Source organism: Pedobacter sp., from assembly GCF_037719805.1.
In the GTDB taxonomy this organism is placed as follows: domain Bacteria; phylum Bacteroidota; class Bacteroidia; order Sphingobacteriales; family Sphingobacteriaceae; genus Pedobacter.
Genome location: NZ_JBBJLZ010000004.1, coordinates 370,094 through 391,039, shown reverse-complemented (window position 1 = coordinate 391,039; position 20,946 = coordinate 370,094). Strand labels below are relative to the sequence as shown.

Sequence of the window (20,946 nt, the reverse complement as noted above, 5' to 3'; positions counted from 1 at the left end):
ATAACCGTCCTGAATGATAGGTTATCCTACCCCCGTGCTTGTTTAGTAGGCCGCGACCTCGGAATGGGTGGAATCGCTATGGTGAGGTTCTGATACCGGCCTTCGCCGGCATGACGAATTATCAATTTAGGAAAGCCTCAACCGCCCCCTGTACTTCAGAAGGCAACTCCTTACTTGTATGATTCTTTAGATTGTGCAGTGCTGAATTAAATTTTTCTATGAATGTTCCCTGATCCTGGTTAATTTTTAAATATCCCTGATCAAAAAAACGCTCTTCAACATGATCAGAGGAATCCATCGAGCGGAATGACAGCGGCGATACCTCGAACGAATATTTGTCTACCTGCAACCATTTATAAACGTCCGTCCGATCAGCATCTTCCGAAAGATCAGTACGCTTAATCTCCACGATACTTAAGGTTCCGTTTTCGAGATAGTAAAGAGTTTTAAAAGCTGGTTTCATAGATCTGATTGCTGAAAAGTTTTTCTTAATATTGGTCAACTCTAACAAGTCAAAGTTTGTGCCGTATTTAATTCGTTGATCGAGATTTTCAATATTCTTCTGTTATGATTAAAATCTTTTACGTAATTCTTCTATTTGCCAATTAATCAGCCTTTAGGAAACCTGAAATACAGTTTACCATAGAATATTATTAAGGCCGCGATAGGAATAATTTCGAGATTAGGACAGCGATTGAAACAGTAGACAGTATTAGGTGTTTAGCATCAACTTCATTCCTTAGTTAGATATAGCGATATGATAATATTTAAGAAAATAATTCCTGCGGTTATAATAATAGGTTTATTTAGCGCCTGCGCATCGGACGAAAACAAAGCTACCGCTGCAAAAGACTCTTCAATTGTATCTACTTCGGATTCAGTGTCATCGGACAAAGCGTTGTTATTGGTTCCGGGTACCTCAGCTGGTAAGGTGAGTATCGATCAAAACGCTGAAGAGGTGTATGCTGAACTAGGCAAGCCAGATGCCGGTGATGCGGCGATGCAAAAAGCCGTGGCTATCTGGTATAAAGACCATGATCCTAAATCTTACGCAACAGCAATTTATACAGTAAGAGATACCGGAGACAATCCTGCAGCAAGAGTTAGGCAGATCCGTGTAACCTCACCGGCGTTTAAGACTGCTGATGCGGTAGGCGTTTCTTCTTCTTTGCAAGAAATTCAAAAGGCCTATACCGTAGCCAAGCTAACCGATATTACGGACTCTGGCGCTCCACTAGTAATGTACGATAGTAAGTCTGGTATTGCATTTGAAACAGATGATAACGGGATTTGCAAAGCAATCATTATTCACAAGGCCGGTGAAAGTTTAAAAGTTACTTCATTGCCATTACGCTAAAAGCTATTTATATGATAAAATCTACAATAGGATGGATAGGTCTGGGTACTATGGGAATCCCCATGGCCAACTCACTGATCAAAGACGGTTACGAACTAACTGTCTACAACAGAAACCCGGGAAAAACTCAAACGCTGAAACAACAAGGGGCAGCAGTCGCAGAAAGCCCGGCGGATTTAATTGCTCGAGTAGATATCGTGATCATTATGGTTACGGATGACAAAGCAGTAAGGGAAATCTTTCAAGGCGAAAATGGCTTATTATCGGCCCAGGCGCAAGGTAAGACCATTATTAATATGAGTACGGTATCTCCGGAGATTGCTATCGAAATGGAAGCACTATGCACTACGCAAGGCAACCACTATCTTGATGCTCCTGTGTCAGGAAGTGTGAAACAAGCTACAGAAGCGACCCTGGTTATTATTGCTGGTGGAAATTCGGCAGTATTTGAAGAGGTTAAACCTGTTTTAGAAAGCATTGGAAAACTTGCCATTCGTTTTGGAGAAATTGGTTCAGGAAACCGTGTAAAATTGATAGTGAACACTTTGCTGGCTATTCAAGCTCAGGCACTGGCAGAGGCAATGCGCTTTGCAGAAAACTTGCAGGTTAATCAGTTGGAATTAATGAACGTTCTCAACAACAGCGCCCTGGCCAGCCCTTTTCTAAAGATAAAAGGAGATGCAATCGTCAGCGGTAATTTTGCGCCAGCGTTTTCTCTGAATAATATCCTTAAGGACTTGAAACTTGCAAAAGATATTGGATTGAATTATCCTCTAGGTTTAACGGCATTAGACAGCTACCAAGCGGCAGCATCCGCGTTCGGCTCAGATGATATTATCGGTGTCTATAATTCGTTAGATAGCGAAAATTAATATTTGCTTAAACAATTTTTAAGATGACTAGTTATATTAGCAAATGTCATCTTAAAAATTGTCATGCAACAAAAATCTACAAGAACGATATCGGAGATCTGGTCAGAAGCAAAAGTATTTCTTGAGCTTAGGTTAGAATATTACAAACTCAGGGCTTTTGAAACCGTATCTAGATTGGTTGCAGATGTCATTACGAACACATTAGTCATGGTGTTCATGCTGATTGCATTTTTAGTCGGAGCAATCACTTTAGCCTTCTACTTTTCTTCGCTTTTTAATAGCTATACTGCCGGGTTTGGAGTTGCTGCAATCTTCTTCCTGGTGTTGGCAATCGTTGTGTTATCTACAAAACGCAAGTTTGAAAAAGGTATCGCTAATTTTGCTGTCAGACGATATTTTGCTAAGCATCATGGAAATGACGACAATTAGCTCTTAGCTAATGGAAGTCCTTTGCTAATCCAGTCAGTTTTGAGGTTAGTCGGCAAGTTTAACAAGTAGGCTTTCTTAAATTTGGCAGCCTTTAACGCTTGAAAAGCAGGGCGGATGTTGGGGCATTTATTCATCGGACAGCAGCCACAATAGATCACAACCATCTTATCTTTTGACGCACTTTTAATGGCGTTCTTAAAAAGCTGCAATTTCTCAGGTTCGCTAGCTGCACCTATATGCACGGTACCCTGAATGTCATCTTCGACTCCAATATTGTATATTAATACCTTTTCACTTTTCATTTTCGTAACGAGAGCCAATGGTTGAAGAAGTTCTGACGCTAACCAGGGGTTGCTTTTTAAAACAGCTGACTGCTGCTGGCTATATGCGCCAAGACCTGTAATGACAATTAATGTGGTTAGCAACAAAGATTTAAATTTCATAGGACTTAGATTTTAGTTAAAGCTATCAAAAAGTAATGAAACTCTCTAATTGCAATTCCCTCGGAAAAAAGGTACTATTGAATTATGGAACGCAGAGCATTTATCAAACAGGGATCAGTCGCGACAGCCGGCTTTTCAATTTTGCCAACAGGCAGTTTATTCGCTTCAGATAAAGGAAAAGTTAGGTTAGGTTACATCGGCGTAGGCGCCAGGGGTATGAGCCACATTTCTGAGGGTGTATTGCGCGATGATGTGGAGGTTCTTGCTATCTGTGATACGCAGGAGCGGTCCCTCAACACTTGCAGAGCTTTCATTGCCAAAAAAGGCCGTCCGGCGGCGACCGAATACACAGGAGGTCCTGATGCCTATAAGAAACTACTTGACCGAAAAGATCTTGATGCTGTCATCATTGCTACTCCCTGGCAGTTCCATAAAGATCAGGCGATTTATGCAATGAACGCTGGCAAGTATGTAGGCTGTGAAGTCATTGCAGGTTTGACTGTAGACGACCATTGGGACATTGTCAATACTTCAGAGAAGACCAATATCCCTTATATGACGCTAGAGAATGTGTGTTACCGTAGAGATGTGATGGCAGCACTAAACATGGTACGCCAGGGTTTGTTTGGCGAGCTCTTGCATTTTGAAGGGGGTTACCAGCACAACTTGAGAGAAGTATTATTCAATGACGGAAAGAAATATTACGGCGGTGGCGTGGAGTTCGGACCAAAGGCTTTAAGCGAGGCGCAGTGGAGAACTCAGTTTAACGTAGACCAGGACGGTGATCTTTACCCAACCCATGGCGCTGGACCAATTATGCAGTATGCAAATATCAACAGAGGCAATCGCTTCACCAATCTTGTTTCTTTCAGCTCTAAAGCCAGGGGACTTGCAGCCTATGTAGAAGAATTGTCTCCCGGTCATCCTAATGCTAAGCTTAACTACAAGAACGGTGATGTAACTACTACAATGATAAACTGCGGAAATGGAGAAACCGTCTTGTTAAGTCATGATACCCATTTACCGAGACCCTATTCTTTAGGCTTCAGGGTTCAGGGAACAAATGGTATCTGGATGGATGTAAACAAATCGATTTACATAGAGAAGCAAGCAAAGAAGCACGATATATGGGATCCGGCACAGGAATGGTTTGATAAATACGACCATCCCCTTTGGAAGAAATACGCAAAGGAAGCAGTGAGCGCAGGTCATGGTGGGATGGACTGGTTTGTATTTAATGGCTTTATTGAGGCAGTAAAACAAAAGAAGCAGACACCGATCGACGTATATGATTCAGTGACTATGAGTGTGATCACCCCGTTATCTACTAAATCGCTAAAAGAAGGCAATATGCCGCAAGAGTTTCCTGACTTCACAAAAGGGAAATGGAGAGATAGAAAGAATACTTTTGCGCTAGACGATAGTGGACTTTAAAGGAACACTGATTCCATTTCTATATATCTTTCCAGTAATACGAGCTGATTACCAGCACGCATTAAGTTATGTAGAGGATATTTGATAGGGTAGTAGCGGTCGCCGTTCAGGAAATCGGTAAGGAATCTTACCGCCTGCATATAGATCATGAATTTTCCGCTGTAAACAAATAGTTCTTCTTCGACCGCCGTTAATTCTCCACCCATTTCCTCCATATAACCTTTATATATTTGATTGAAGATCTCGTGCCTTAGCGTTATCTTATCGAAGTCTGGCTCCTCTTCGGTGGCCTGGGAGAGATAAGTACGCATCATATCACCTACATCACTGATAAAATATCCAGGCATTACAGTATCAAGATCTATTACACAAATGCCAGTGCCATTCGTATCAAATAGTACGTTGCTGATCTTCGTATCATGATGAATGATCCTAAGCGGTATCAAATTACCAGAAACAATTTGAGTGTAACGTAAAGCGATATCGAGATTATTTTTGACCTTTTCTATCTCTTTACCTGCACTAGTAATCCGCTCTTCTGTCGCCTCTTGAAGTGCTTTATTAAATTGTTCTATGCGAAGATCAAGGTTATGAAAGTTTTCTAATGGGTAACTGAAGTCAGCAGGTTTTAAATCCTTAAGTAACCTGCCAAACCTGGCAAATTGTTTAGCAGCTTGATAGGCCTGGTTCTCAAAAGAAACAGCGTCAACGGTATGAGACCCTGCTACAAATGGTTGTAATCTAAAGATGTCATGCGTTAATGTAACTGAGAGTTTTCCATCTAGCGTCAGCACTGGGCCAGCGAATAGATATTCTGGAAAAGTATTGTGAAGATGACTTCGAATTAAGCTAAGGTTATGATCAATACGCTCGGGGAACTGGAAAACATCGGTGTTGATTTTCTGTAAAATAAATGAGCCTGAGGGAGTATCTATCTTACAGGTCTGATTAATTAATCCTGTGCCGTATGGCGTTGCTTGAACTGATTCTGAGATATGCCGTATTGAAACAATACTTGCTGAAGTACTTCCACTGAAATCATCCTTAAGCGGATTCACTTTGGCTCTCTGTTCCATTACCTGAACTATCGATATCCTTTTCAAACAGTGGATCGAGTTCATCAGTTTCTCCAGTCAGATTGTTTTCGACGATCACAGTCTGATGTTCAGTGCTATTCTTTTTTTCTTGTTCGTAATTATTAAGCTGACTTTTCATACTAACAAAAAGATAAGTTATGCTGCGGATAAAAAATGATTCACTAGATTTAAAATTACTGTAAGATCAAATGGCTTTGGAATAAAACTGTCCGCACAAGATTTTGTTTTTTCAAACTCTGATGGAAGATGCGCCGACATTACCAGAACTGGCTTTTCCCGGTAACTGCTATGGTGCTTGATTTTTGAACAAACGTTTAAGCCGTCACCATCAGGAAGCATTACATCAAGGAGAAAAAGATCAGGAATCTTTGAAAGCAGGCGGGTATGGAAGTCTGCTACTGTTTCAAAAAGTTCCACATCGAATCCTTCGTCACTCAAAAAGTATTGAAGTACAAACCCAATATCCTTGTTATCTTCGACAATATAGATGCTCTTTTTCTTCATGATATAATTCATAGGTAGATGAATTGTCAAGTTACTGACGGCTAAGACTTAACAAAGGTTGTGCCGAGAATCGACAAACTTTTGTAATAAGTTATTGTTAGCATAACATATATTAAAACACCTACAGCTACTATGAACAGCATTAATGAAAATCAACCGGAAGACAACAAGGAGAATTTAATGAGCCAGGACGCCTGGACTAAAATCAAAGAACAGATAGAGTTGTCTGATACCTGCTTCTTTTGTACAGAAGCCGCAACAGGGCCTTCTGCAGGGGTTAGACCAATGAGCATTCAGCAGGCAGATGATGAAGGAAATCTTTGGTTAATGATTGCAAACGACAGTCATACCTATCAGGAGGTGAGCGTAGACTCGAGAGTAAAGCTTTATTTTCAAGGCGCTAAGCATTCCAATTTTATGTATATAACCGCTGATGCGCTTATTCATCATGATAAAGAAAAGATCAAGGAACTATGGAATCCCATTTTGAAAACTTGGTTTACGGAAGGCGAAGATGATCCAAGAATAGCTGTCCTAAAGGTAAGGCCGTCGAACGGATACTATTGGGATAATAAACACGGTAACTTTGTTGCAGGAGTAAAAATGCTAGTCGGCGCTGCCATAGGCAAAACCCTTGATGATTCCATCGAAGGTAAATTGAAAGTATAGAACACTGCAGTATATTTTATACATTAGCTATCAGCAAGACGCTTTTAGCTAATGTATTATGAACTTATCATTTAGAATTATAATTTGCTGTCTGATCATGCCGTTGCTGGCTGGAGCGCAGGATTTCTACACTTCAGAACAGCGGACCAGGTGGCTTTCTAAAGCCGAAACTAGCAAACCTGCGTTAGTTGAAAAAGAGATAAAGCCTTTGAGGCTTGTAAAGCTGGTCCCCGATGCGAAAGCATTTCAAGGTTGGAGAGCCGTTCCCTCCGATACCATTGCCAAACTTTATAACAATTCCTTTAAAGGCCAATCGGGCGTAGTGGTTGACTTTGGCGAACACCTTACCGGTTACTACACCTTCACTATTAAAGCCATTCACAATTTTCCTGATGCTCCTCTGCGTTTCAAGCTCACATTTGGGGAAGTCCCCGCAGAGCTGGCCACTCCTTTTGATCCCTATCCAGGCGGATTAAGCAGGGCATGGTTACAGGATGAAACCGTTACAGTAATAGATCTGCCTGCAACCATCACTATTCCGAGGCGACTTGCTTTCAGATATTTAAAGATCGACCTTTTAGGTAGTTCTAATGGCTTTGACTTTGCTATCAGTGATATGAGCTTTAAAGCGACAACCAGTGTTTCAGCTGTACCCGCTCCTTTGTCACCATCTACCAGCCCTCTGATTTCTAAAATAGATGCCATAGGCTTAAATACCTTGAAAGAGTGTATGCAGACGGTTTACGAAGACGGGCCTAAACGTGATCGTCGCTTGTGGATAGGCGACCTATATCTGGAATCGATAGCCAACACCTACTCTTTTAAAAATCACAACCTCAGCAAGAGATGTCTTTACATTCTCGCTGGCTTGAGTCAGAAGAACGGCTATCTCTATGCGACCACTTTCGAGACTCCAACGCTACATGCCCAGGAAGGTCAGCCTTTCCTCTTTGAATATTCATTATTCTTTAATGTCACCCTGAAAGAGTATTTACTCGCTACTGGAGATAAAGAGACTGCTACAGATCTATGGCCGGTGGCTAAAAAGCAGACAGAAAATATTGCCAAACATTTGGATGAAAACGGACTCTTTAATACGACTGCTGCTGAGCGGGATGGCTGGTGGTTATTTGTTGATTGGCGGGAAGGACTGGACAAGCAAGCCGCTTTGCAGGGGATACTTATCTTTGCTATGAAGGAAACGTTGAACCTGGCTAAACAGCTTGGCAAGGAGAAAGAAGTTGCCGGATTACCCATGCTGATTGCAAAGATGACCAAAGCTGCACGTTCCTCTTTGTATGACAAGGCATCTGGCCTCTTTACGAGTGGAGCATCAAAACAACTTTCGTATGCATCACAGTCGTGGATGGTTTTAAGCGATGTAGCGACCAAAGCGGAAGCACAGAAGGCGTTAAGAGAAATAGCAAAAGTGCGAGGTGCAGTAAAGCCCGGCACCCCATATTTGACCCATTATTATGTTGCTGCAATGATTAAAGCCGGACTAAACAAAGAGGCTAAAACCCTCGTGGAAAGCTATTGGGGCGGCATGGTTGCAAAAGGAGCAGACACCTTCTGGGAAGCTTATGACCCTGATAACGATAAACTTTCACCTTATAACTTCTTTCCAGTGAACAGTTATTGTCATGCCTGGAGTTGTACCCCCGTGTATTTCATACGGAAGTATCCGGAGATCTTTCAGAAATAGCGGAACTATCGCTTAAACATTCTATAGTCGAGATGGTTAACTGTTATCATCACCTAATGATAACAGATTTATGGAAAACCCAAATCACCCTTTAAGTAGAAAAGATTTTCTATCGTTTGCTGGCAAATCACTTGCTGTAGGTGCCGTTGGAGGCATTGCAATAGAGACGATTGCTCCCGGCTCACTTAGTGCACAATCTTCAGTCAACGTGAGTTCCCCTCCAGCGCGAGTACCTGCTGGTGCTCAAGACCCCATTGTGCTGGAACGCTGGAAGTCTGACGTCGACCAACAATCAGGACCAACACCTACACCACTCCCGCCAGATCAACGGGTTGGTTATGCTGTCGTAGGACTTGGACATTTAACGCTCGAAGAACTCCTGCCTGCTTTAAGTAGTTGTAAGAAATCTAAACTTGTTGCGCTTGTAAGTGGAAGTCCAGACAAAATGAAGAAGGTCGCTGAGCAATACGGGGTCAAGCCGGCAAGCTGCTACAGTTATGATACCTTCGACCAATTGAAGACGAACCAGGAAGTAGATGTCATTTATATCGTTCTTCCAAATGCTTTACATAAAGAATACACGGTGCGGGGAGCTAAGGCGGGAAAGCATATTTTGTGTGAAAAACCGATGGCAACTTCGTCCAAAGATTGCCGGGTTATGATTGATGCTTGTGCGAAAGCGAACGTTAAACTGATGATTGCTTATAGGATTCAGTATGAACCGCACAATTTGAAAGTTAAAGAGCTTATTCAAAATAAACAATTTGGTAATCCTAAGCTGGTTGAGGCCTGTAACTCTCAAAGTAGTGCAAATCCAGATCATTGGCGACACAAGAAGGCCCTTGCCGGTGGTGGTGCACTTCCAGATATTGGCCTTTATTGTTTGAACACTACCCGTTTTATATTGGCTGAGGAACCTAACGAGGTATTTGCTTATCAATACAGTACTCCCGGAAATCCTCTGTTCACTGAAGTGGAAGAGCTCATATCCTGGCAGATGCGTTTTCCAAGTGGCGTTACTGCAAGTTGCGTCACAGATTATAATGTTCACGAAAAGAGAACCTATTCTGTCCTTTGTGATAAAGGTTGGTTAAGCATGGACAAAGCTTACGCATATAAGGGGCAAAAACTGAAGTCCGCAAGGGCAGAAGGCCGTTTGGAGCGACAGGAGGAGATTGGTATGGAAGAGGTGAATCAATTTGCTGAGGAGATGGACTACTTTTCTGACTGCCTGATCAACAACAAGAACCCGAAAACACCAGGAGAAGAGGGGTTGCGTGACCATATAATTATGGAGGCCATTTACCGATCTGCCAAGGAAGGTAAACCAGTAAAGCTTTAATAATAAAGCTTTAGGAATTATTTTATTTAAAGATGATATCTTTACGATACACACAAAGTATTCTCTGAACTGATGAAAAAACTCAACCAATTACAAAACCTACTTTTTTTACTTCTACTTCTTTCTGGACTAAGCACATTTTCCTATGGTCAGAAAAACAGTACCTATACCAAATATGTAAACACTTTTGTAGGTACCGCACCACTTACCGATCCAAAGATCTTAGGTTATGAATTACCAGAAGGGTGGCGCTCCTGGGCAGGATTAACCTTTCCAGGCACTTCACTTCCGAATGCAATGGTACAGCTGAGCCCAATGACGGAGTACGGATCCGGTGCAGGGTATGAATATGAAGACAATATGATCTATGGCTTCACGCATACAAATAAGGGACACTGGAATTTATGCAATATTCCAATGTTACCGCTGTCTAGTCCTGGCGCAAAGTTTGGTTCTAAGTTTTCTCATCAGAATGAAAGTTCATCACCGGGATTCTACCAGGTGTATTTGGAAGATTATCAGGTTAATGTAAGTCTTACATCCACGTTGAGATGCGGCTTCCATAAGTATGAATATAAAAATAACACGGATAGGCAAATCCTATTTGATCTTGCAAGAGCCAACAATCGAGTTGGCAATTGGAATATAGAACAAGAGGGAACAAACATTCTGAAGGGGTTCCAGCAAGCTGGAGAAAGGATTTACTTCTACGCTGTTGTAAACACTCCTGTAGAAAGGCTCGAGAAAAAAGACGAAGGAAAGCGATCAGGTTTTGCAATAGCGCACCTTCGTGATGGCTCGACGGGAGCTGTCGAGGTTAAAATAGCACTTTCCTTTGTGAGTGTAGCAAATGCAAAACTCAATCTGGAAGCAGAAATCGCTGGTAAAACGTTTGAGCAGGTTCGTAAAACTGCTAATGATACCTGGGAAACGCTGCTTTCTTCTGTTCAGGTTAAAGGTGGTACTGATAAGCAAAAAGGAATGCTTTATTCCTGTTTATACCGTTCATTTTTATGGCCTGCACTTCGTAGTGACATCAATGGAGAATTTACAGATGCCAAACGGAATGTGTCTAAGGCTGATTTCAATTACTACACCGAACCATCTTTGTGGGATACGTATCGCAACAAAGATGTGCTGCTGGGTCTGATCTCGCCAAAAGTTACGCTTGATGTGATCAAGTCTATGAAGAATGTAGGTGAGAAAACGGGATTTATACCCACCTTCTTCCACGGCGATCATGGCACATCATCAATAGCGGGAGCCTATTTAAGAGGAATTGACGGCTTTGATGTCAAAGCAACCTACGATATCCTGTTACGAAACGCAAATGTTTCTCCAGGGGCAAGGCCGCATATAGCGGAATACATCTCCAAAGGGTATATTTCTGATCCCGATGTTGCAAATCCACATGTAGAAACTAAGGCTAAGGCTGGAGTCTCTAAGACTTTAGAGTACGCTTATGATGATTATTCTCTCGCACAGATTGCAAAGAAACTAGGTGATAGTGCAAATTACAAATCCTTGATGGCAAGATCTCAGAATTACAAAAACATGTTTGATCCCTCGACAAGATTTATGAGAGGCAGACTTGAAAATGGCGACTGGATTAAGCCTTTTGATCCTCAGTATCCTTATTATGAGTATATGTACCGGGAGGCAAATGCCTGGCAAGTCTCGTTTTTTGCGCCTCATGATATGCCAGGTTTAATCAAGCTTTATGGCGGTCCGGCAGGTTTTGAATCGAAACTGGACTCCCTGTTTACGTTGCCATGGAACCCTAAACATATTGCTAGAAACGTTGAAACTATGATCGGTCAGTATTGTCATGGGAATCAGCCAGATCACGAGGCTCCATTTGCGTATTACTTTATCAATAAGCCTGAAAAGTCTCAGAAAATCCTGGATACCATTTTGAATAATCTTTACGGGATTGGCAAGGAAGGTTTAGCACTTTCAGGCATGGATGATGCCGGTGAGATGTCTGCCTGGTATGTATTCAGTGCCCTGGGCTTGTATACTTTTTCTGCAACTGACCCTGAGTATCTGGTAACCGCTCCGTTGTTTGACGAAGTGAAATGGAGAACCAGCAATGGGAAATTAATTACTATAAAAAAGCCAGGAAAGGGGAGAGCAATTACCTCGATCAAGGTAAATGGAAAACTAAATAAAGGGTATTTCGTATCGCACGACCTGTTTAAAAATGGGGGTACGATTGATATTGCCACGAAATAGTTAAGGCATACTGGTCGTTTTGCCGGCGCTTTTTAAGGTGTAGGCGATTCCAACCAGGAGCAGCAGCGATGCAGTGAAGCCCATGGCAACATCCAGCGAATAGTGATAAGCAATGAAACCCAAAAGGGCAGGACCAGCCAGCTGGCCAGTATAGCCCATAACCGTCACTACCGGAATCGCAACCGAAGCAGGAACGTTTTTTAGACGCCCTGCTTCGCTAAAGAAGATTGGGACGATATTGGCTGCTCCAATACCCAGGAGTACAAACCCGAGAAGCACCATTGGCAGCCAGGTGTTGAACACTACCAGGAATAAGCCGGTAGATGCGATAAGTGCTCCACCGATTACCACTATCGGTCCTTTAAGCTTTAAAACGATTTTATCACCCAGCAACCGCATAATGGCCATCGCTACCGAAAAAGCAGCATATCCCACGCCTGACAACGCAGGATCAACACCCCGGTTTTCGCGCAGAAATACCGCACTCCAATCGAGCATTGCACCTTCGGATAGGAAGACAGCGAAACACATTAATCCTAAATAGAGTAAACTCGCGGTCAGCCAGGTGAATCTTTTCGCAGGACCATCTGTTATTGCTGCGGTAAATTCTGCCATCACTTCTTTCTCCATTGAGAAAGTATACAAGCTTCTGTACTTCCAAATGGCAATAAAGAGCAGCATTCCTGAGACTGATAAAATAGCAACCAGTGGTTCCAGGCCTAGTTTTATAAGAAAACCAAGTCCTAGAGAACCGAGTAAACCGCCAACGCTGAACAGACCGTGGAAGGAAGACATGATGGGTTTGCCAAACTTGTTTTGTACCTGCACGGCATGTGAGTTCATCGCGACATCAATAGTGCCTATTGCGGCACCGAAAGCGAAGAGTGCAATCGCCATCCAAAAGGTAGAATCTATGAAAAGTAGGAGTGGTAAAAGTACTGCGATAAAAATGGCCGACCATAGCATTACAATTCTACTACCAAACTTATGGGATAATAGTCCTGTGACAGGCATCATCACAATGGCACCGCCGCCCAGCAAGAGTAACAGCAATCCAAGATTTGCATCATTCAATGCCAATCGCTCTTTTGCATAAGGTACCATCGGTGCCCAGCTGGAGATGCCGATTCCACATACCAGAAATATGGCCTTTGTTGCTCCTTTGGCTGCAATTGTTTTATCTAGATTTTCCAATATCGTAAAAGTAATTATTTGATGTTGTTTGTAGATACTTAATTGTTTTCAATGTGTAATAAAGTCTCGTAAGCCGGTTAAATACAAGATGGTTAACAGATATTTGAATTTTAATAAAGGAATGGATATGAGTACAGAAAGTAGAATGAAAGTGGAAGTCTGGAGCGATGTAATGTGCCCCTTTTGTTACATTGGCAAAAGGAACTATGAAACGGCAGTTGCGCAATTTGAAGCAAAAGAAGATATTGAATTGATTTGGAAGAGTTATCAGCTGGATCCAGAGCTACCTACAGAAGGTGCAAAAGATCTGGATGTCTATGAATATCTCGCTTCTCGAAAAGGGATCAGTCGGCCGCAAGTTCAGGCCATGCATGCTCAAGTGACGGAAATGGCAAAAAACGCCGGGCTGGAGTACCGTTTAGACAAATCTGTTATGGCGAATTCATTCAAGGCGCATCGTGTTATTGCCTTAGCTAAAGAAAAGGGATTAGGAGATCTTGCTGAAGAACGTTTGTTTCATGCTACATTTATTGGAGGTAAGGATTTTGGTGATACAGACGTCTTAAAGGAGATTGGCCTGGAAGTGGGACTTTCTTCTATCGAAGTGGAGGAAGCCTTAAATAACGATCATTATGCTTATCAGGTAAGTTCGGATATTAACGAAGCAAGAGAAATTGGCGTGACGGGTGTTCCTTTTTTCGTCTTTGACAGGAAGTACGCTGTTTCTGGCGCACAGCCACCACAATCATTTTTGCAGACTTTAGAAAAGGCTCATGAAGAATGGCTGATAGAAGTCCGCAGCGTTTAGAATTAAGTGGTTGGGGGAGGTGAGATGGAAACGATTATGTCCTCATCCTCTGTGTTGGGAATTCTCCAATATTCTTCGTAACCATAAAACATATCACCACGCTTAAAAGTCATTTCGCCAAGATAGTCTAAGTTTCCATTGAACAGGGCGTCGTAAACCGTACAGACTTCTTTATCTGAATACCTTACCCTCAAGCCAGTAATTATCATTGAATGTATAGCAAATGGGATGAATTTATACTCGCTAAAGCGCGCTTCCAATAAGCTTTGCACTTCTTTGAAAGGCTGTTCGAATTCCTTGTGAGGAGAAACTGTTACCGTGTTAATCGCATAATAACTTCGGGTGACCTGACCGTCTTGTCGTTCGAGAGACGCAGATTCATCTATGCCATAAATGGTGAAGAAGTTCCCTACTAAACTGAGATTGATTCTTAGCTTTTTTATGTTAAGAAAGTTCTCCGATTCTGTCTTTTCAAGAATTAGGTCTGTGCTGAGCGCCGGTTGCTGACCCATAGTTGTCCCCTGACATTCTTTATTGAATGTGCTTGCAGCGTCCCTTTCAAAAGCCAACCAAGATTGGTAGAATTCATTTTCCCTGTGAATTACGTCAACCACTACTTTTTCAAGATCTTTAATCCCCGGGTATTCAAAGAAGATTGACTGCTCATCTCGCCTAAGGCCGATTGGGTAGAATTTAACAATGGCATCATAAATAGGCCAGAAGTCGTGGGTATGAGCGTTGAAATTAAGGATGTGTTTCATGAGTATATTAAAAATCTAAGCTAGCAAATTCAAACTATCACTGCGTCTTTACTTACTAATTCCTTACTTTAGTAAAACCATTATGAAACGAATTCTATTTTTACTAGCTCTATTGCCCTGTGCAGTATTAAATGCTCAAACTAATAAAATGCAACCTATTTTTAATGGGAAAGATCTGGAAGGCTGGACAAAGTTTTTACAAAAGCAGGGCGTTGATAAGGACCCGCAAAATGTCTTTAAAATAGAAGATGGTATGCTTCATGTTTCAGGTCAGGAATTTGGGTATATCGCTACAAAAAAGATCTATAAGGATTTTCATCTCTCTCTTGAATTTAAATGGGGTGAAAAGAAGTACCCGCCCAGGGAACGTGAAAAAAGAGACGCAGGTGTCTGTTATAACGTAGAAAAGATGGATAAGATTTGGCCTAAATCTGTAGAATGTCAGATTCAGGAGGGTGATGTTGGTGATTTATGGTTGGTAGATAGTGTTACGGCGTTTGTTGATGGAATTAAGACGGAGCCAAAAGACTATGCGATGGTGATGAAAATTAGAGATGGCGAGCGGAAGAATGGAGAATGGAATAAGGTAGAAATCATCTCCAAAAACGGTAAATTCAACTTTCTAGTCAATGGCATTTTAGTGAATGAAGGTGAATATGTTAGCCGTGACAGCGGTCGTATTTTACTTCAGTCAGAAGGTGCCGAGATCTTTTACAAGGACATTAAAATTGAAGAATACATTCATACAATTACCAATTAACCGTTGAGCTGTTTCAATACCAGATTAGCGAGGACCAGGAAAACGATGTAAGCAGCGACATTTGTCAGGATAACCCTAGCATATTTTGTGCTTAGATTGGTTTCACTTCTAAAAGCCTGAAAATTAAATATTGTTGCGGCAATTCCCAAAGCACCACCAACGGCGCCTCCTACAAAAACAAGCAATACCGGTAATGCACTTAGTGCAAACTGATACCATTCCAGCTTTGGTGCCACCAGATGTTTCCTTCCGTCGATGATTAAAGTGGGTGCGAAATCTGGAAAAGTCGATTTGGGATACCCTTTAACTATTCCACTCTTGGTGGGGATCAGAAAGGGAAAGCCTTTTTCTGTTGTTTGCTTAAGCCTTGTCCCATCCTTGGATAAGTATGACCGCCCAGTCCAGACCGACGATTCCAATTCAAAAGCAGCATCCGGATATTGGTCAATTGTAAATTTATACTTCAAGTTGTTTGTTGGTTTAAAGGTCTCCCAATGTAAAGGATATAATTTGTTTTCCAAAATACTTCAACCAACAAAGTACTAAGGCTAGGATCAGAATTCTTACATGCATTCAAAAACTTTGAATACTAACACTTTTAATATAGATTTGTGCTGTGGTAAGTGCAGAAGTTCAATATTTTGGAGAAACCCCATGGCACCGGGACTGGAAGACCGCGTTTCCAGTTGGTTTTAGGGAAGTGAGTTTTGCTGACCAGGCATTAGGTCAGTTGCATCGTGCAGACGTGTACACGCCTTGCGGAACTACGTTAGAGTTCCAGAATTCTCCAATCTGTATTGATGAACTTACGAGTAGAGAAGCCTTCTACCCTAAACTAATCTGGATACTAAATGGCAAGAAATTTAAAGGATTTAGGATCTTGAAAAGTCTCCCAGACATAAACGACACTCGTTTAGCTGGTTATGAGTTTTGTCATTCTGATCATCTGAAAATGATCAGGAAATCAGACATTATGAATGGTCAGGGAAAGCCGAAATCACTAACGTTTCATCATCCGGAATTACGCAGTATACCGCTCACTTCCCATTACTACTCGTTTTGCTGGAAGCATCCACACCGGGTATGGTATCAAGCGCAGTCACCAATTATCGTTGATCTTGGGGGTCACTTTCTATACCAATTGAAACACCGCAAGCAACTTTCGGGCGATTACAGTTATTTACATATGATACCAAGGCAGTCGTTCATTAGTCAGTACTTGCAAATACTTTGATCTGAATGTACGACTAGTGTCGAACGGGTCGTACCGGATGGTACAAGGAAGAAGATAAGTGGAACGCTATGGTTCGACTTATCTTAATAGAATTTCTAATGCTTAAGCTGGGTCGTCATCTGGACTTTCGAAGTCAGCTTCCCCCTCAGACGTTCCACTTTGTTGTTCCTTCTCTTTTGAACCCATGTTCTCACGTCCGATAGCATCATCAAGTTGTGTCCCAGCTCCATCCGCATATTCTGACTCACCTTTACTGTAACCGGTGTTATCCTTATTATCCTTCGTATTTTCGGTATTTTCTTGATCCTGGTTTTCCATATTTAATGATTTTATACCATCTAAACAGGACAAAAATGGATTTGTTTTGCGTTACAAAGAATCGATAGTCGCTTGAATGGTCTTTTCTAAGGCTGTTTCCATTGAAGCTTTATAAACAAGGAAGTTGCGCTGTTTTGCTTCGTCAGTTTCACTTTCTTTCAAGGCTTTACGACCGTCTTTTACAGACTGTAGTTCCACTTTATAAAGTGCTTCAAAAGTTTCAGGTTCTTTGTTTTTTAAAATCCGGACGGTATGGGAGTATTTCTCATGAAAATCAACAAGAATCGCAAGATTCTTTTCATCGTAAATACTGATATTTTTTATCTTTGTTAGTAGCTGTTCAAGCTTTCCTCTTTCTTTTGCGTAACCCATAATAGGGGCGAATATACCAGTTCTTCAGAGATATATCGTAAAGCCTATTAAAGTCTTATTTTTGCCATAATACAGAAGTGTTTTATTTTTGTCACTTTCTAGCGGCATCTTTGCCAAATACTGACTTGAAACCTCATTTAACAATACTAATGTTTAAAACCCTAGCCAAAATCCTTTTCTCTACCCGAACTACAGGCATAATGCTTTTAATCTATGCTTTTTCTATGGCCATGGCCACCTTTGTTGAGAACGATTACGGAACACCTGTAGCAAAGGCGTTGATCTACAATTGCTGGTGGTTTGAGTTGGTCATGCTTATTTTAGTACTTAACTTTGTTGGGAATATTAAAAGATATCAGTTAACTCAGCGTAAGAAGTGGCCTTTATTAGTCTTTCACCTTGCCTTTATCATTATATTTATCGGGGGATACATTACCAGATATGTTAGTTTCGAAGGATCTATGCACATCAGGGAAGGTGACTCAAGTAGTGATGTCATTTCGGACGCTACTTTTTTTAAGGTTCAGATTGCTAAAGGTGAGGACGTTCTAGCTTATGATGATGTACGTGCTATTTTGATCTCCAATAAAATTCCAAGCTACTTAAAACCATTTAAGAAGACCTTCGTTTCTGAGTACGATTATAAAGGAGAACGCGTAAAACTAAAAGTTCTTGATTTTTATTCAAGGGCTCAAGATACCCTGGTACGCAATGCTTCAGGAACGCCGATACTACATATGGTAGTCTCAGAAAGTGGAAAGCGTATCAATAAATATATACCATCTGGTACTGTTCTTTTAATACAAAACCTGCTAGTCAGTTTTAATAAACCTACTGTCGGGGCAATTAACATTGATAATACTACAGGTGAATTCCGGATCTCTTCCCCATATGAAGGAAATTATATGATCATGGCGACACAGGAAAGAAAAGTGGTAACAGGTGAGAATGTTCCGCAACCATTTAACCTCCGCAGTTTATATACTTATGGGGACCTTGGTTTTGTAGTTCCTGAACCAGCGGTCAACGGTAGTGTCGAGTATTTCGAAGGAGATAAACGTACTCATGAAAACGATCTCGATTTGGTAAAAGTGGAAGTCACGACGGCCAACGCGGTAGATACTGTCGCCTTTTCCGGAGGCAGAGGAACAACAAGCTTCCAGCACCAAAGTGAAGTTGGTGGCTTAAAGATCTCAATGGCTTACGGTTCAAAAATATACAAAACGCCTTTTGCACTTAAATTAGCGAAATTTACGATGGAGAAATATCCTGGTAGTAATAGTCCAGCTGCATATTCATCAGATATACTTATTCAAGAAGGTCCTAACGAGACCCCTTACAAAATCTTTATGAATCATGTATTAGATCATTCTGGTTATCGTTTCTTCCAATCCAGCTTTGATCAGGATGAAAAGGGAACAGTATTGTCTGTTAATCACGACGAACTAGGTACAAATGTTACTTATATCGGTTATACATTTTTATTTCTTGGACTATTTGTGACGCTCTTCTGGAAAGGAACTCATTTTTCTAAGCTAAATGAACAGCTTAAATCGCTTTCAAAATCTAAAGCAGTGTTGTTGCTTTTGTTCTTCCTTCCGGTTGGCTCAGCCTTCAGTCAGGAAATTGACATGCATGGAAAAGATGGAACCGAACATGTGCACAAGCCAGGAGAGGTTCACGACCATGGTCCGGCACCAACTGCTCCCGCATCTCCGGTAAGACCGTTTGTACCAGTAGAAAACATGAATGCTGCTGAATTTGCAGCCGAACTCAAGATAGATCCTGCCCATGCAGATAAGTTCGGTCACCTGTTGGTTCAGAACATTGATGGCAGGATTGAGCCGGTAAATACGATGGCACTGGAGATCCTTCGGAAACTTCATGGCAAAGACCGTTTTTATTCTTTAAACGCCAATCAGTTTTTCCTGTCAATGTCCACCCGGCCCTTCAATTGGATCAATGTGCCAATATTCAAGGTCAACACCAAAGGAGGAAAAGATATTCTTAAATCCGTAAATGCGACGCCAGAGGGATATACTTCTATGGTAAATCTGATTCGGATGCACGACGATGGTAGTGCCGAATTTGTGTTAAGGGAAGAGTACATGAAAGCTTTTGCTAAAAAAGCTTCTGACCAGGATAGCCATGATAAAGATCTGATTGATTTGAATGATAAGCTAGAAGCGATGGGACAATTGATACGTGGACAATACCTGCGTGTGTTTCCTATTGTTGGCGACAAAAACAACACCTGGGAGGCGATGTCTACCATCAATATGGACAGTACAGCTACCCCAAATGCTTTTGACAGGTATGTGTCTGCTGTTAACCAGGGTCAGGCGACTGGTAATTGGCAAGCTGCAGATTCTGAACTTAAAAGCATCAGCGATGCACAACAGAAATATGGCAAAAGCGTGGTGCCTTCTTCAACTAAGGTAGCATTTGAAGTAAGCTATAACTCCTGGAATCTGTTTTTAAACTTGATGATCGCTTATGCATTACTTGGAGCGGCAATTTTATCCCTGGCATTCTTAAAGCTTTTCAGAACTTCAAAAACTCTAAATAGAGTAGTATCTTTTGTGTTGATATTAATAGCTATCGCTGCTACGTTGCAAGCAGTAGGCTTAGGCGTTCGCTGGTACATATCTGGTCACGAACCTTGGAGCAATGGTTATGAAGCAGTTCTATTTATTAGTTGGATTGGCGTGCTTTCAGGCTTATTGATGTACCGAAACAGTAATGCTTTTATCCCTGCGGCTGGTTGTTTAATCGCGGTTATATTAATGGGTTTTGCTCATGGAGGTTCACAAATGAACCCTCAAATCACCATGTTGGTGCCGGTATTGAAATCTTACTGGCTAATGATTCATGTGGCTATTATTACGTCCAGCTATGGCTTTTTTGGCCTAAGCGCCCTTATTGGTACCGTCGTTTTAATCTTGTTTGTAATTGATAGCGATAAGATCAGTGCTAAAGTTAAAGCTTCAGTAACCGAACTTGCTATTGTGAACGAGATGTCGTTAACCATCGGTCTATTCTTACTTACTGTCGGCACATTTTTAGGCGGTATCTGGGCTAACGAGAGTTGGGGGAGATATTGGAGCTGGGACCCTAAAGAAACCTGGGCGTTTATTTCAGTGATCGTTTATGCATTCATCCTACATACCCGACTCATACCAGGCTTAAGAAGCAAGTATCTTTTCAACTTGTTGTCTTTGATAGGATTCTCCACAATCATCATGACTTATTTCGGTGTGAACTACTATTTAACAGGTCTGCATTCTTATGCTCAGGGTGATCCAGTGCCGATACCTTCCTGGGTTTATATCACACTTGTATGTGTATTCATATTAGCAGTGATATCATATATTAGGTTTAAAGCCAGGGGTAAGGGAGCAAAGGCTTAATC

The 20,946-nt window shown here is 41.5% G+C and carries 22 protein-coding genes; 12 read left to right on the top strand and 10 right to left on the bottom strand.

Annotation, left to right across the window (positions count from 1 at the left end; all coding sequences use genetic code 11):
• Positions 1-121: 121 nt before the first annotated feature.
• Entirely contained in the window at positions 122-463 is a 342-nt protein-coding gene (locus tag WKF66_RS14935; RefSeq protein WP_489675271.1) for a hypothetical protein, read from the bottom strand.
• A 294-nt stretch (positions 464-757) separates the two neighbouring features.
• On the opposite strand from WKF66_RS14935, the gene WKF66_RS14930 reads away from it, so the two are divergent.
• From WKF66_RS14930 to WKF66_RS14920, 3 genes are all read left to right on the top strand, one after another.
• Positions 758-1,357 (top strand): hypothetical protein, encoded by a 600-nt coding sequence (locus WKF66_RS14930; protein WP_489675270.1) that lies wholly within the window; start codon positions 758-760, stop codon positions 1,355-1,357.
• 11 nt (positions 1,358-1,368) lie between these two features.
• The gene (locus tag WKF66_RS14925; protein WP_489675269.1) at positions 1,369-2,229 is read left to right on the top strand and encodes an NAD(P)-dependent oxidoreductase; all 861 of its coding nucleotides are present in this window, start codon (positions 1,369-1,371) and stop codon (positions 2,227-2,229) included.
• Between the two features lie 63 nt (positions 2,230-2,292).
• Complete coding sequence (locus tag WKF66_RS14920; RefSeq protein ID WP_489675268.1) at positions 2,293-2,658, top strand: hypothetical protein; 366 nt, start codon at positions 2,293-2,295, stop codon at positions 2,656-2,658.
• On the opposite strand, the gene WKF66_RS14915 is transcribed toward WKF66_RS14920, so the two are convergent.
• Positions 2,655-3,101, bottom strand: coding sequence for a rhodanese-like domain-containing protein (locus tag WKF66_RS14915; RefSeq protein ID WP_489675267.1), 447 nt, complete (start codon positions 3,099-3,101; stop codon positions 2,655-2,657). The genes WKF66_RS14920 and WKF66_RS14915 overlap by 4 nt on opposite strands.
• An 84-nt stretch (positions 3,102-3,185) precedes the next feature.
• Between WKF66_RS14915 and WKF66_RS14910 the strand changes: the two genes are divergently transcribed.
• The gene (locus WKF66_RS14910) at positions 3,186-4,535 is read left to right on the top strand and encodes a Gfo/Idh/MocA family protein (RefSeq protein WP_489675266.1); all 1,350 of its coding nucleotides are present in this window, start codon (positions 3,186-3,188) and stop codon (positions 4,533-4,535) included.
• Here the strand turns inward: WKF66_RS14910 and WKF66_RS14905 are convergent.
• Genes WKF66_RS14905 through WKF66_RS14895 form a run of 3 tightly spaced genes read right to left on the bottom strand, consistent with a single transcriptional unit; the run spans position 4,532 to position 6,136 of the window.
• Positions 4,532-5,611 (bottom strand): phosphotransferase enzyme family protein, encoded by a 1,080-nt coding sequence (locus WKF66_RS14905; RefSeq protein WP_489675265.1) that lies wholly within the window; start codon positions 5,609-5,611, stop codon positions 4,532-4,534. The two genes, WKF66_RS14910 and WKF66_RS14905, sit on opposite strands and share 4 nt — an antisense overlap.
• Positions 5,580-5,750 carry a hypothetical protein gene (locus tag WKF66_RS14900; protein ID WP_489675264.1) on the bottom strand — a complete coding sequence of 57 codons (171 nt, stop codon included), beginning with the start codon at positions 5,748-5,750 and terminating at the stop codon, positions 5,580-5,582. The genes WKF66_RS14905 and WKF66_RS14900 overlap by 32 nt, the downstream gene beginning before the upstream one ends.
• Before the next feature lie 17 nt (positions 5,751-5,767).
• Positions 5,768-6,136: a response regulator transcription factor gene (locus tag WKF66_RS14895; protein ID WP_489675263.1), complete on the bottom strand. Its 369-nt coding sequence runs from the start codon at positions 6,134-6,136 to the stop codon at positions 5,768-5,770.
• Between the two features lie 132 nt (positions 6,137-6,268).
• Here WKF66_RS14895 and WKF66_RS14890 point away from each other — a divergent pair, with 132 nt between their 5' ends.
• From WKF66_RS14890 to WKF66_RS14875, 4 genes are all read left to right on the top strand, one after another.
• The gene (locus WKF66_RS14890) at positions 6,269-6,805 is read left to right on the top strand and encodes a pyridoxamine 5'-phosphate oxidase family protein (RefSeq protein ID WP_489675262.1); all 537 of its coding nucleotides are present in this window, start codon (positions 6,269-6,271) and stop codon (positions 6,803-6,805) included.
• Between the two features lie 58 nt (positions 6,806-6,863).
• The gene (locus WKF66_RS14885; RefSeq protein ID WP_489675261.1) at positions 6,864-8,510 is read left to right on the top strand and encodes an alpha-L-rhamnosidase-related protein; all 1,647 of its coding nucleotides are present in this window, start codon (positions 6,864-6,866) and stop codon (positions 8,508-8,510) included.
• A gap of 70 nt (positions 8,511-8,580) precedes the next feature.
• Positions 8,581-9,852: a Gfo/Idh/MocA family protein gene (locus tag WKF66_RS14880; protein ID WP_489675260.1), complete on the top strand. Its 1,272-nt coding sequence runs from the start codon at positions 8,581-8,583 to the stop codon at positions 9,850-9,852.
• Between the two features lie 72 nt (positions 9,853-9,924).
• Complete coding sequence (locus tag WKF66_RS14875; RefSeq protein ID WP_489675259.1) at positions 9,925-12,087, top strand: GH92 family glycosyl hydrolase; 2,163 nt, start codon at positions 9,925-9,927, stop codon at positions 12,085-12,087.
• Here the strand turns inward: WKF66_RS14875 and WKF66_RS14870 are convergent, their stop codons facing one another.
• Positions 12,088-13,281: an MFS transporter gene (locus WKF66_RS14870; protein WP_489675258.1), complete on the bottom strand. Its 1,194-nt coding sequence runs from the start codon at positions 13,279-13,281 to the stop codon at positions 12,088-12,090.
• 127 nt (positions 13,282-13,408) lie between these two features.
• Here WKF66_RS14870 and WKF66_RS14865 point away from each other — a divergent pair, with 127 nt between their 5' ends.
• Positions 13,409-14,089 (top strand): DsbA family oxidoreductase, encoded by a 681-nt coding sequence (locus WKF66_RS14865; RefSeq protein ID WP_489675257.1) that lies wholly within the window; start codon positions 13,409-13,411, stop codon positions 14,087-14,089.
• Between the two features lie 2 nt (positions 14,090-14,091).
• On the opposite strand, the gene WKF66_RS14860 is transcribed toward WKF66_RS14865, so the two are convergent.
• A complete protein-coding gene (locus tag WKF66_RS14860) occupies positions 14,092-14,850 on the bottom strand; it encodes a hypothetical protein (RefSeq protein WP_489675256.1) in 759 nt (252 codons plus the stop codon).
• A gap of 82 nt (positions 14,851-14,932) precedes the next feature.
• Between WKF66_RS14860 and WKF66_RS14855 the strand changes: the two genes are divergently transcribed.
• Entirely contained in the window at positions 14,933-15,610 is a 678-nt protein-coding gene (locus tag WKF66_RS14855) for a 3-keto-disaccharide hydrolase (RefSeq protein WP_489675255.1), read from the top strand.
• Here the strand turns inward: WKF66_RS14855 and WKF66_RS14850 are convergent.
• Complete coding sequence (locus WKF66_RS14850; protein ID WP_489675254.1) at positions 15,607-16,077, bottom strand: hypothetical protein; 471 nt, start codon at positions 16,075-16,077, stop codon at positions 15,607-15,609. The genes WKF66_RS14855 and WKF66_RS14850 overlap by 4 nt on opposite strands.
• A gap of 149 nt (positions 16,078-16,226) precedes the next feature.
• Here WKF66_RS14850 and WKF66_RS14845 point away from each other — a divergent pair, with 149 nt between their 5' ends.
• Complete coding sequence (locus WKF66_RS14845) at positions 16,227-16,844, top strand: competence protein CoiA family protein (protein ID WP_489675253.1); 618 nt, start codon at positions 16,227-16,229, stop codon at positions 16,842-16,844.
• Positions 16,845-16,946: 102 nt separating this feature from the next.
• Here WKF66_RS14845 and WKF66_RS14840 read toward each other — a convergent pair whose 3' ends face one another.
• Both WKF66_RS14840 and WKF66_RS14835 read right to left on the bottom strand, forming a co-directional pair.
• Positions 16,947-17,162, bottom strand: coding sequence for a hypothetical protein (locus WKF66_RS14840; protein WP_489675252.1), 216 nt, complete (start codon positions 17,160-17,162; stop codon positions 16,947-16,949).
• Positions 17,163-17,213: 51 nt separating this feature from the next.
• Positions 17,214-17,534: a hypothetical protein gene (locus WKF66_RS14835; RefSeq protein WP_489675251.1), complete on the bottom strand. Its 321-nt coding sequence runs from the start codon at positions 17,532-17,534 to the stop codon at positions 17,214-17,216.
• Positions 17,535-17,683: 149 nt separating this feature from the next.
• On the opposite strand from WKF66_RS14835, the gene ccsB reads away from it, so the two are divergent.
• Positions 17,684-20,944 (top strand): c-type cytochrome biogenesis protein CcsB, encoded by a 3,261-nt coding sequence (gene ccsB / locus WKF66_RS14830; protein ID WP_489675250.1) that lies wholly within the window; start codon positions 17,684-17,686, stop codon positions 20,942-20,944.
• The last annotated feature ends 2 nt before the right edge of the window (positions 20,945-20,946 follow it).